We start from the raw sequence: 12,036 nt of genomic DNA on the forward strand, positions 1-12,036 counted from the left end.
TTCCGTGCCTTGTTTTTCATAGGTAAGGATTTTTGGGCAACCATAGAGGATAAGTTCTAAATAGTTGATAAAACCGGGGGAATCTTGTAAGATTGTCACTTGAATAGGGGTGAGCTTGATGTTCAAATTTAATGACGAAAAAGATAATCTAAGTTGTTCTTTTTGTGGTAAAACCCAAGATCAGGTGCGAAAACTTGTTGCCGGTCAGGGTGTTTATATTTGTGATGAGTGTGTTGAGCTCTGTGCGGAAATCGTCGAGGAGGAAGTTGGCCTAGATGAGCACTTCGAGCTGAAGGATGTTCCAAAACCACGTGAAATCCAAAGCATATTAGATGAATATATTATCGGTCAGGATCGTGCTAAAAAATCATTGGCCGTTGCAGTTTACAACCACTACAAAAGGATTAATACGAACAGCAAGGTAGATGACGTTGAGATTGCAAAATCGAATATCGTTCTAATTGGGCCTACTGGTAGCGGTAAAACATTGCTAGCGCAAACATTGGCACGTATTCTTGATGTTCCATTCGCAATAGCGGATGCAACTTCTTTGACGGAAGCCGGCTATGTCGGTGAAGACGTTGAAAATATTTTATTGAAACTGATTCAAGCGGCTGATTTTGATATCGAACGTGCCGAAAAAGGAATCATTTATATTGATGAAATCGATAAAGTTGCCCGAAAATCGGAAAACGCGTCAATCACACGTGATGTATCAGGTGAAGGTGTGCAGCAAGCCCTCTTAAAAATCCTTGAAGGAACTGTTGCGAGCGTTCCACCGCAAGGCGGCCGTAAGCATCCACACCAGGAATTCCTGCAAATCGATACGACGAATATCCTTTTCATCGTTGGCGGCGCCTTCGATGGCATGGAAGAAATCATCAAACGCCGTACTGGTCAAAAAGTGATCGGATTTGGCACGAATATCGAAGAGGACTCAAAAGAAGAAGCTTCCCTGCTTTCAAAATTGATCCCTGAGGATTTGCAGCGTTTCGGTCTGATTCCGGAATTCATCGGCCGTTTGCCGGTAATTGCTACATTGGAACAATTGAACGAAGATACTCTGTATCAGATCCTGACGGTACCAAAAAACGCAATCGTCAAGCAATACCAGAAAATGGTCGAATTGGATGGTGTAGCATTGCGTTTTGAAGAGGATGCACTTCTGGAAATTGCCAAAGAAGCAATTGAACGGAAGACGGGTGCTCGTGGATTGCGGTCCATTATCGAAAACATCATGTTGGATATCATGTATGAACTTCCTTCACTTGATGAAGTGACTGAATGCATCATTACGAAGGATTCCGTCCTTAAAAAATCAAGTCCGATCCTTTATCGAGAAGATGGAACTACGATGGAGCTCGATCAAGAGAAAAATACGGCCTGATAAATGGAGGAATAAAGCTGACTCCGACGACGCGAACCATTCGCTCATCGGTTGTCGGCTTTTTCCACCTTATAGAAAAACAACGAATGGATATACATATCTTATGGAGGTGACTTCCGCATGCCAAATCAAAAAAAGCTGAACGTGCCTTTATTACCTTTGCGCGGGATGTTGGTTTACCCGACGATGGTTTTACATATTGACGTCGGGAGAGAACGCTCCGTATTTGCGGTTGAACATGCAATCGCGAATGGCAATTACATCATGCTCGCTTCACAAAAGGATACAACCGTTGAAAATCCGGATGCAGATGATTTATACGAAATTGGACTTTTAGCTTATGTGAAGTCATTGACGGAATTGAACAATGGGACATACCGCCTCTATATTGAAGGTCTGGAACGAGCGAAATGGTCAAATTATGAAGAGGCTGACCTTTACCCAGTCGTGGATGTGAAAAGAATTCCTGATGACACAGAAGTGGATGCGGAAACTACCGCTCTCATGCGGATTTTACTTCCTTATTTTGAGAATTACTCGAACTATTCCACGAAAGTGTCTCAAGAGACATTCGATTCAATTGCAACGATTGAAGAACCGGGAAGACTTGCAGATATGATCGCTTCCCATCTTCCGCTGAAGCTTTCTGCTAAACAGGAGATCCTTGAAATTACCGACGTCAAGAAGAGACTGGAATTCCTCATCAATAAACTGCATGATGAGCAGGCAATACTCGCATTGGAACGGAAAATTAATGCCCGTGTAAAAGAAGCGATGGAACGGACGCAGAAAGAATTTTATTTGCGTGAGCAGATGAAGGCGATTCAAAAAGAGCTCGGCGATAAAGATGGGAAGAGCCTTGAAGTTGTCGAGTTAACGAAAAAGATTGAAGAGGCGGGCATGCCTGAAAACGTGAAACAGGCAGCATTCCGCGAACTAGATCGATATGAGAAGGCTCATTCTGCATCCGCTGAAAGTGGCGTGATCCGTAATTATATCGATTGGCTCATCGCATTGCCATGGTCTGATGCATCGAAGGATCAATTGGACATTAATCGATCCGAGGAAATCTTGAACCGCGACCATGAAGGTCTTGAATCGGTGAAGGAGCGTATTTTGGAGTACCTTGCCGTCCGCCAAATGACAAATTCATTGCGCGGGCCAATCCTTTGTCTCGATGGACCGCCCGGAGTCGGTAAGACGTCTTTGGCACGTTCGATAGCGGAATCATTGGGCCGGAAATTTGTCCGGATTTCACTCGGTGGTGTGCGTGACGAATCTGAAATTAGAGGTCATCGCCGGACTTATGTAGGGGCGATGCCGGGCAGAATCATTCAAGGCATGAAAAAGGCCGGAAAGGTCAATCCGGTTTTCCTGCTTGACGAAATCGATAAGATGTCAAATGATTTCAGGGGAGATCCATCATCAGCGATGCTGGAAGTTCTTGATCCCGAGCAGAACTCGACGTTCAGCGATCATTATATAGAAGAGCCATATGATTTATCGAACGTTTTATTTGTCGCAACTTCCAATGATTTAAGTTCCATTCCCGGTCCATTAAGAGACCGCATGGAAATTATCTCCATACCTGGATATACAGAATTGGAAAAACGGTCCATTGCGAAGAACCACTTAATTCCGAAGCAATTGAAGGAGCACGGTTTGACGAAGTCCCAAGTCCGATTCAACGATGATGCGATCCGGAATATCGTACGTTATTATACGCGTGAAGCCGGTGTCCGCGGATTGGAGAGGGAAATCGCCAGAATTTGCAGAAGGGCTGCGAAGCAAATCGTCACCGGAGAAAAGAAAAGTGTCTCAGTTAGTGTGAATACACTTGAAACGCTTTTAGGAAAAAGGAAGTTCAGCTATGGACAGGCTGAGAAGAAAAACCAGATTGGCGTTGCGACTGGACTCGCCTATACAACTGTTGGAGGAGATACACTCCAAATCGAGGTTTCATTGTCCCCTGGCAAAGGTAAACTGATTCTAACGGGCAAGCTGGGCGATGTCATGAAGGAGTCGGCGCAAACTGCATTGTCTTATGTCAGATCTAAAGCAGTGGATTTTCACATCAATCCGAACTTCCATGAATCGAGTGATATCCATATACACGTACCGGAAGGCGCAGTTCCGAAAGATGGCCCTTCGGCAGGTGTGACAATCGCGACAGCACTCGTTTCAGCGTTGACGAAGCGGCCGATCCGGCGTGAGGTCGGGATGACGGGCGAGATTACGCTTCGTGGCAGAGTGCTGCCGATCGGAGGCGTGAAGGAAAAGTCATTGAGCGCGCATCGGGCAGGCTTGACGACAATCATCTTGCCGATTGCGAATGAACGGGATATTGAAGATATTCCTGAAAGTGTACGTAACGAGTTGTCATTCAAGCTTGTCTCGGATGCTGAGGAAGTTTTGAAGTATGCATTGGAGGAGACTACTGAATGAAAGTCAATCAAGTTGAAATGATTATGAGTGCGGTAAAACCGGAGCAATACCCGGATGACGGTTTCCCGGAATTTGCATTGGCGGGACGATCGAATGTGGGCAAATCTTCGTTTATCAATAAAATGATCGGACGTAAAAGTTTAGCCCGTACATCCTCGAAACCCGGCAAGACCCAAACGTTGAATTTTTATAAAATCGAAGAAAAATTGTTTTTCGTCGACGTTCCCGGATATGGTTATGCGAAAGTGTCCAAATCGGAACGGGAAGCATGGGGAAAAATGATTGAGAGGTATTTGACCGGTCGGGAGCAATTGCGGGCTGTTGTCCTGATTGTTGATCTTCGACATCCCCCAAGTGTCGACGATTGTGTTATGTATGACTTTTTAGGCCATTACGATATTCCCACAATCGTCATTGCGACGAAAGCGGATAAAATCCCAAGAGGTAAATGGGAAAAACATAAAAAAATCGTGAAAAACGAATTGAATATGCGCGCTGGCGATCCGATTGTACTTTTCTCTTCCGAAAAAGGGATTGGGATGGATGAAGCATGGCGTGAGATTGAAAATAGAATGTAATGGTAATCCGGATGAAAAAAGTTCATCCGGATTTCTGATTACACATTAGAATTATTACAAAAACAGGGAACGAACCATTGATGGTTCAAGAGTTAGTCACAAAATTAACCGTTAACTACAACGTAATATGTTATAATCGTATATGTTAAAAAGAACGGGAGAGGTGTGAACACCTTATGTATACTATCGTGGTCGGTGTCAACCACCGAACTGCTCCAGTGGAAATCAGGGAAAAATTGTCTTTCGTAGAAGCTGAACTGCCAAAAGCGATGCAAGCTTTGCAAAAAGAGAAGAGCATTTTGGAGAACGTCATCATTTCAACGTGCAATCGCACTGAAATATATGCAGTGGCGGATCAAATCCATACGGGCCGTTATTATGTCAAACGATTTTTGGCCGACTGGTTCGACATGGAGCTTGAGGAATTATCCCCGCACTTGCTCATTTACGAAAATGATGCAGCAATTGAGCATTTGATGCGTGTATCAGCGGGCATCGATTCGATGGTGCTTGGCGAAACGCAAATTTTAGGACAAGTCCGCACCAGCTTCCTGGAAGCACAGGATATCGGGACGACAGGGACAGTTTTCAATGAGTTGTTCAAAAAGTCGATTACACTCGCAAGACGGGCACATTCAGAAACTGCCATCGCTGAAAATGCAGTTTCCGTTTCCTATGCTGCCGTTGAGCTTGGCAAGAAGATTTTTGGTTCACTGAATGGAAAACATATTGCCATTCTTGGAGCTGGGAAGATGGGAGAATTGGCGATCAAGAATTTGCATGGCAGCGGAGCTGGCAAAGTGACTGTCGTCAATCGTACACTATCGAAGGCGGAAGAGATGGCGGAGCAATTCGGAGGCGTCGCCAAACCGATGCAGGAATTGCAATGCACATTATTAGAAGCGGATGTTTTAATCAGCTCTACAGGCGCAACTGACTTTGTCATTGATTTTGAATTGATGCAATATGTTGAGAAGCTTCGTAAAGGGAAGCCGATTTTCATGGTCGATATTGCTGTACCAAGGGATTTGGATCCGCGAATCGGTGATTTGCCGAACGTATTCCTATACGATATAGACGACTTGCAAGGAATTGTCGAAGCGAACTTGGCGGAGCGTAAACGTGCTGCCGAAGAGATCGGTTTAATGATTGAAGAGGAAATCGTCGAATTCAAGGAATGGATCGCAACACTTGGTGTCGTACCGGTCATTTCTGCATTGCGGGAAAAGGCGCTTAACATCCAAGCGGAAACGATGGCGAGTATTGAAAATAAAATGCCGAACTTGACGGCGCGTGAAAAGAAATTATTGAACAAACATACGAAGTCGATCATCAACCAAATGTTGAAGGAGCCGATCCTGCAAGCAAAAGAATTGGCATTGGATGATCAGGCAGCTGAAAAACTTGCGTTATTCAAATCAATTTTTGGGTTGGATGAAGACGAAAAGGATGAATTGGTCGTAAGTGCGGAAACCAAATCCGTTGAACGTCCAACGCACAAATTAGCCGAGGCGTAATCCGAGGTATAGATTCATGTGAAAGGCAGAGGTTGCATCATGGCCGAATTGACTATGGCGAGATTCCACGAAGTAATCGTCGTCCTGTATGCGGTGAGCCTCGTATTTTACTTCATTGACTATTTGAATAATAATAAACTCGCCCACCGAAGCGCTTTTGGGATTTTGTCGGTCGTCTATTTGATGCAAACCGGAATCCTGATCGCGCGGGTGATTGACACACAGCGATTCCCGGTCCTTTCCCTTTACGAAGGGATCTATTTCTATGCTTGGCTGCTCATTTCGTTATCGATGATCCTCCAAGTGTTTTCAAAGGTCGGGTTCGCTGTCTTCTTTTTAAATGTGATCGGATTCATTTTCATGACAATCCATACATTCACACCGGTGCAGTTCGATAAATCCCCGGTCGGTGAATCACTAATTTCGGAATTGCTTTTCATACATATCACATTTGCGATTCTTTCGTATGCGGCATTTGCGATGTCCTTCGTCTTCGCCATCCTTTATTTGCTCGTCTATAAAGTGTTGAAGAAGAAAAAATGGACGAAGCAATTCGGAAGGCTACCGTCCCTCCAACAATCTTTATCGGGGATGAAAGCATCGATTTACACAGGTATACCAGTGCTGTTCATCAGCCTTGTGCTAGGAATTCAATGGGCAACTGTCGCATTGGATGAATGGGCGATTTCCGACATGAAAATCATCGGGTCTTTCCTCGTTATTATCCTTTATAGTTTAGTATTGTTTTTGCAAAGAAGAGGTAGACTGACAGCGAACGATTTTGCGTGGGCGAACGTCTTCGCTTTTCTTTTTGTTATCATCAACTTTTTTCTTGGAAGCAGATTATCGCAATTCCATTTTTGGATTTGACGTTCAAGTAGCATTACAAATGGGAGGAAGATCGTATTGAGAAAAATCATCGTAGGCTCAAGAAGGAGCAAGCTAGCGCTTACACAGACGAATTGGTTTATCGACCAAATGAAAGCAGCTGGCGCGCCTTTTGAATTTGAAGTGAAGGAAATTGTTACGAAAGGGGACAAAATCCTCGATGTGATGCTTTCGAAGGTCGGGGGCAAAGGTTTATTCGTCAAGGAGATTCAACAGGCCCTTTTCGATAAGGAAATCGACTTTGCCGTACACAGTATGAAAGATATGCCTGCAGTCCTTCCAGAAGGTCTGACAATCGGTTGTATCCCGCCGCGGGTAGATGCCCGTGACGCTTTCATATCAAAAGGCCACGTGAAATTCATGGATTTGCCTGTAGGTGCAGTCGTTGGTACGTCAAGTCTTCGCCGCAGCTCCCAGTTGCTCATGCTCCGTCCGGATATTGAAATCAAATGGATTCGCGGAAATATCGATACACGTTTGCAAAAGATGCAAGATGGGGAATACGATGCAATCCTTTTGGCAGCAGCGGGCTTGAAGCGGATGGGGTGGAGCGATGATGTCGTGACTGAATATATGTCAATCGAAGACTGCCTTCCTGCTATCGGCCAAGGAGCTCTTGCGATCGAATGCAGAAGCGATGATGAAGAATTGCTCGCCGAACTGAAAAAAGTTTCTGATGAGAAGACATGGCTTGAAGTTGATGCGGAGCGTACTTTCCTTGCTGAAATGGACGGTTCTTGCCAAGTGCCGATTGCCGGATTTGCCGAGTATGACGGGAGAGAAATTGAATTTACAGGATTTGTCGCTTCTCCGGATGCAAAACAAGTCTTCAGGAAGACTGTGCGCGGCGCTAATCCTGTCGAGGTTGGCAAATCTGTCGCGTCCGATTTGCGTGCTGAAGGGGCTTCAGAAGTGATTGAGAAAGTGAAGGCGGAAATGGATGCCTGAATGGGGTCCTTTACATGGGGAAGCCGTCATCTTCACGGGGACTCCAAAATCGCTTGAAGTTTTCGATCTCGTCAGGCATTATGGAGGCACTCCTTATTCCATGCCGCTTATTCAAGTGAAAGAAATCGAGGGTCCGAACGATGAAACCAAACTCAAACGTTGTATGGACTTTGATTGGTTGATTTTCACGAGCCAAAGTGCCGTGAAAGCCTTCCATTCGAAAATGGTCCGTTTTAATATGCCATATCAACATATCCCATCCAAAATAGCTGCTGTCGGTACACAGACCGCCGCCGCATTGGAGAAGATCGGCTTCACTGTTGAATTCATCCCGTCCATTTTCAGTGCCGATGTGTTTGTAAAACAATTCAAGCCGACCGAAGACCGGAAGCTTCGGGTCCTGTTTCTAAAAGGGAACCTTGCAGGCAGCATCATCCGCGAGGAACTGCCGTTTCAAGTCGAGGAATGGACCGTATATGAAACAGGTGCCCAGCCGGATTCGGTCACCTCGATCATTGATTTGTTGAAAAAAGAGGGAAACAGCACCGTTTTGTTCGCCAGCCCTTCAGCTGTGCGTGTCTTTGAAGAAAAAGCGGTTCCCGTCATCGGTTGGGAAGGCTATACAGTAGGTGCGATTGGACATGTCACTGAAAAGGCATTGCTCGAGGCAGGTGCCGAAGTGGAAGTGAAGCCTGAAATTTATACTCTTAAGGAACTCGTCAATGCATTGGCGAGACGAAAGGAAGAAATCCAATGACTCAACTTCAATTCAGACGTAATCGCCGTCTGCGCAACTCGGCGACATTGCGCTCTATGGTAAGGGAAACAATCTTGCAGAAGGAGGATTTCATTTATCCGCTTTTCATCATTGAAGGCGAAAATGTGAAAAATGAAATCAGCTCGATGCCGGGCATTTATCAATTGTCACTTGATCGTTTGATGGAGGAAGTGGAGGAGGTCGTTTCATTAGGCATCCCTTCCGTCATCCTCTTCGGCATTCCTGCAGAGAAAGATGCGACGGGCACAGGTGCTTTTGACGACGAAGGAATTGTCCAGCGTGCAACGCGGATCATTAAAGAGAAGCACCCACAACTTGTCGTCATTGCAGACACATGCTTATGTGAATATACCGACCATGGCCATTGCGGAGTTGTACATGGATCCGACGTATTGAATGATCCGTCCCTTGAACTGTTGGCAAAAACAGCCGTTAGCCAAGCGAAGGCAGGCGCAGACATCATTGCACCATCCAATATGATGGACGGCTTTGTCGTCGCTATCAGACAAGCGCTTGATGAAGAAGGCTTTGAGAATGTTCCAATCATGTCTTACGCGGTCAAATATGCATCTGCATACTACGGACCATTCCGCGATGCCGCAGAATCGGCTCCGCAATTCGGAGATCGCAAGACGTATCAAATGGATCCTGCCAACCGTATGGAAGCGCTTCGCGAGGCGGAGTCGGACGTCATGGAAGGTGCGGATTTCCTAATCGTCAAACCTGCATTGTCGTATTTGGATATCATGCGGGATGTGAAGAATAATGTCCTTCTTCCTGTCGTCGCTTACAATGTGAGCGGAGAATATTCGATGGTGAAGGCTGCGGCACAAAACGGTTGGATCAATGAAAAAGAAATCGTATTGGAAACGTTGACAAGTATGAAACGCGCTGGTGCGGATCTTATCATGACATACCATGCAAAAGACGCAGCGCGTTGGCTGGAGGGAAAATAATTGGGTAAAAGCTATGAAAAATCCAAGCAAGCGTTCGCGGAAGCAGTGAAGTTGATGCCAGGTGGCGTGAACTCTCCTGTCCGCGCTTTTAAATCGGTCAATATGGATCCGATTTTCATGGAAAGCGGAAAAGGTCCAATCATTAAGGACATTGATGGCAATGAATACATCGACTATGTCCTTTCATGGGGCCCCCTGATTTTAGGACATGCTGATCCGGATGTCGTGGAAGGCATCAAGAAAGTGGCGGAAACGGGTACAAGCTTCGGTGCACCGACTTTGCTTGAAAATGAACTCGCGAAAATCGTTATCGACCGTGTACCTTCGATTGAGGTTGTCCGAATGGTCTCGTCAGGAACAGAGGCGACGATGAGCGCATTGCGTCTCGCGCGCGGATATACTGGCCGCAATAAGATTTTGAAATTCGAAGGCTGCTACCACGGTCACGGCGACTCGCTGCTCATTAAAGCCGGTTCCGGTGTCGCTACGCTAGGTTTGCCGGATAGCCCAGGAGTACCTGAGGGCATTGCGAAAAACACGATCACAGTGGCGTACAATGATATGGACGGCGTCCGTGCAGCATTCGATCAGTTCGGGGACGATATAGCTGGCGTCATCGTTGAGCCGGTTGCAGGGAACATGGGAGTTGTTCCACCTGAGCCGGGCTTCCTTGAAGGATTGCGTGAAATCACCGAGAAGAATGGCACATTGCTTATTTTCGACGAAGTGATGACGGGCTTCCGTGTTGATTACAAATGTGCGCAAGGCTATTTCGGAATTACTCCGGACCTCACTTGCCTCGGCAAAGTGATCGGCGGCGGACTTCCTGTTGGAGCATACGGAGGAAAGCGTGAAATCATGGAGAATGTCGCGCCTGCAGGAACGGTTTACCAAGCAGGAACATTATCCGGAAATCCAATGGCAATGACAGCGGGCATCGAGACATTGAAAAAATTGACGCCTGCTTCGTATGACCATTTCAAGAAGCTTGGCGATCAGCTGGAGGCCGGTTTCCGTGAAGCGGCGACGAAATATAATATCCCGCATACTGTGAACCGTGCCGGTTCCATGATCGGTTTCTTCTTTACGAACGAAAAAGTATACAATTATGACCAAGCGAAAACGTCCGACTTGGAACTGTTTGCGGAATACTTCCGCTTGATGGCTGAAGAAGGCATTTTCCTGCCGCCATCCCAGTTCGAAGGCATGTTCCTCTCCTCTTCCCATACGGAGGAGCATATTGCACAGACTGTCCAAGCATTCCATCGCGTCTTCGAAAAATTGGCCCGATAATTTTACGCCACCCATGTCGATATTGTCGACATGGGTGGTTTTTATTCTACCAATCCTGCACGTTGCATATAATGGCAAGTGAATGAATCAGGGGAGGGGAACGGAATGAAAAAATTACAATGGAATATGAAAGAAGTGTTTTATTTTCCGGAAAGTGTCGGAGTGCCAAAAGATGCGCGCCTCGTTAAAGTAAAAGCGGGATTCACGGAAAAGCGGTCCGAAGATGCAGTCCGGCTTTCCGGCATTTATCACATCGTCGCTAAGGTCGACTTTATAGAAGGCCAGCGGAATGAGACGATCCCTAACGATGTGGTTTTCGTGGATGATGTGGAGATGGAAGGGGAAACGGGCTACTTCGAATACGCTGTGCCGTTATATATTGATTTGCCGCCTGAGGTTGAACATCCGTTGCGTATCGAAGCATCCGACGTCAAAACAACTTTTGACGGACAAGGTTCCTTTACAGTCGCTTGGAATGTAAATTGCACATATGGGCAGGCGTCTGCGGATGAGACTGCCAGCAATGAAACCGTCAGCAAAGAGAATGTCAGCAAGGAAGCTGTCGCCAAAGAAACGGCTAGTAATGAAACCGCGAACAAGGAAGCTGTCAACAAAGTGACTGCAAACAATGAAACAGCTAGCAAGGAACCGGCCAACAACGAAACTGCCAGCAAAGAGCCTGTTAGTCAAAGTACAGCGAAAATGGAAGAAACGGCTGAAGAGAAGATGGAGACGGCAGTGCAAGAACTGCCAAAAGAAAAGGCGGTTGCTGTAAAGCAGGAGCCAACTCAAACCGCACAAGTATCCGAACCCCGACAGTCTTCTACTTCTCAAAAAGCGAAAGCTGCGGCGCCTGTCCAAGAAGCACAAGCAACTGCAAAGCATGACAGCAGCCTAGGTAACAGCCATGATGATATACTGTCATACATTGCAGCATTGCCTGATGAATGGACGACGTCCCGATTCCGGTCAAATGATATCTTTGTAAAGGGCGAAAGCTAATCCAGCAAGGAAACATAATAGAATGAAATCACCAGCTGTAGGAATGAGCAAAAGCCTGATCAGTTGAAAAACGGCAATGGGAATGATGATCCCTTTGCAATAAAACCTTGTTCTCCTTATCCAAGGGGGCAATAAATAAGGATTATATCCTTTTCTCATAAATACCTTCCTTTCATAATAAACTTGACGCAATCTCCTCTCATCGAATATAATACTCATAACTATATAATGATGCGTTGATCGG

General features: G+C 45.9%; 10 protein-coding genes and 1 other annotated feature (1 of these 11 running past the window's edge). All 10 genes read left to right on the forward strand.

Features of this window, described 5'->3' with window-relative positions:
• Positions 1-118 precede the first annotated feature (118 nt).
• Positions 119-1,387: an ATP-dependent protease ATP-binding subunit ClpX gene (clpX, locus tag ACFPTP_RS11945; RefSeq protein ID WP_381445162.1), complete on the forward strand. Its 1,269-nt coding sequence runs from the start codon at positions 119-121 to the stop codon at positions 1,385-1,387.
• A 120-nt stretch (positions 1,388-1,507) separates the two neighbouring features.
• Complete coding sequence (lon, locus tag ACFPTP_RS11950; protein WP_381445164.1) at positions 1,508-3,832, forward strand: endopeptidase La; 2,325 nt, start codon at positions 1,508-1,510, stop codon at positions 3,830-3,832.
• Positions 3,829-4,410 carry a ribosome biogenesis GTP-binding protein YihA/YsxC gene (gene yihA, locus ACFPTP_RS11955; protein ID WP_381445166.1) on the forward strand — a complete coding sequence of 194 codons (582 nt, stop codon included), beginning with the start codon at positions 3,829-3,831 and terminating at the stop codon, positions 4,408-4,410. The genes lon and yihA overlap by 4 nt, the downstream gene beginning before the upstream one ends.
• A gap of 176 nt (positions 4,411-4,586) precedes the next feature.
• Entirely contained in the window at positions 4,587-5,927 is a 1,341-nt protein-coding gene (hemA, locus tag ACFPTP_RS11960; protein WP_381445168.1) for a glutamyl-tRNA reductase, read from the forward strand.
• 39 nt (positions 5,928-5,966) lie between these two features.
• Positions 5,967-6,797: a cytochrome c biogenesis protein CcsA gene (gene ccsA, locus ACFPTP_RS11965; protein WP_381445170.1), complete on the forward strand. Its 831-nt coding sequence runs from the start codon at positions 5,967-5,969 to the stop codon at positions 6,795-6,797.
• A gap of 36 nt (positions 6,798-6,833) precedes the next feature.
• Positions 6,834-7,763 (forward strand): hydroxymethylbilane synthase, encoded by a 930-nt coding sequence (gene hemC, locus ACFPTP_RS11970; protein WP_381445172.1) that lies wholly within the window; start codon positions 6,834-6,836, stop codon positions 7,761-7,763.
• Positions 7,756-8,520: a uroporphyrinogen-III synthase gene (locus ACFPTP_RS11975; RefSeq protein ID WP_381445174.1), complete on the forward strand. Its 765-nt coding sequence runs from the start codon at positions 7,756-7,758 to the stop codon at positions 8,518-8,520. Before hemC ends, ACFPTP_RS11975 begins: the two co-directional genes overlap by 8 nt.
• The gene (gene hemB, locus ACFPTP_RS11980; protein ID WP_381445176.1) at positions 8,517-9,497 is read left to right on the forward strand and encodes a porphobilinogen synthase; all 981 of its coding nucleotides are present in this window, start codon (positions 8,517-8,519) and stop codon (positions 9,495-9,497) included. Before ACFPTP_RS11975 ends, hemB begins: the two co-directional genes overlap by 4 nt.
• Positions 9,498-10,790 carry a glutamate-1-semialdehyde 2,1-aminomutase gene (gene hemL / locus ACFPTP_RS11985; RefSeq protein WP_381445178.1) on the forward strand — a complete coding sequence of 431 codons (1,293 nt, stop codon included), beginning with the start codon at positions 9,498-9,500 and terminating at the stop codon, positions 10,788-10,790.
• A gap of 105 nt (positions 10,791-10,895) precedes the next feature.
• A complete protein-coding gene (locus ACFPTP_RS11990) occupies positions 10,896-11,792 on the forward strand; it encodes a hypothetical protein (protein WP_381445180.1) in 897 nt (298 codons plus the stop codon).
• A gap of 227 nt (positions 11,793-12,019) precedes the next feature.
• Positions 12,020-12,036 (forward strand) — a binding site (T-box leader); it runs 206 nt beyond the window's last position.

The organism is Sporosarcina koreensis, from assembly GCF_042655825.1.
GTDB classification, from domain to species: Bacteria; Bacillota; Bacilli; order Bacillales_A; family Planococcaceae; genus Sporosarcina; species Sporosarcina koreensis.

Excerpts from the sequence above, each read along its gene's own strand:
- clpX (WP_381445162.1), top strand. The coding sequence starts at position 119 with ATGTTCAAATTTAATGACGAAAAAGATAATCTAAGTTGTTCTTTTTGT.
- lon (WP_381445164.1), top strand. The coding sequence starts at position 1,508 with ATGCCAAATCAAAAAAAGCTGAACGTGCCTTTATTACCTTTGCGCGGG.
- yihA (WP_381445166.1), top strand. The coding sequence starts at position 3,829 with ATGAAAGTCAATCAAGTTGAAATGATTATGAGTGCGGTAAAACCGGAG.
- hemA (WP_381445168.1), top strand. The coding sequence starts at position 4,587 with ATGTATACTATCGTGGTCGGTGTCAACCACCGAACTGCTCCAGTGGAA.
- ccsA (WP_381445170.1), top strand. The coding sequence starts at position 5,967 with ATGGCCGAATTGACTATGGCGAGATTCCACGAAGTAATCGTCGTCCTG.
- ACFPTP_RS11975 (WP_381445174.1), top strand. The coding sequence starts at position 7,756 with ATGCCTGAATGGGGTCCTTTACATGGGGAAGCCGTCATCTTCACGGGG.
- hemB (WP_381445176.1), top strand. The coding sequence starts at position 8,517 with ATGACTCAACTTCAATTCAGACGTAATCGCCGTCTGCGCAACTCGGCG.
- ACFPTP_RS11990 (WP_381445180.1), top strand. The coding sequence starts at position 10,896 with ATGAAAAAATTACAATGGAATATGAAAGAAGTGTTTTATTTTCCGGAA.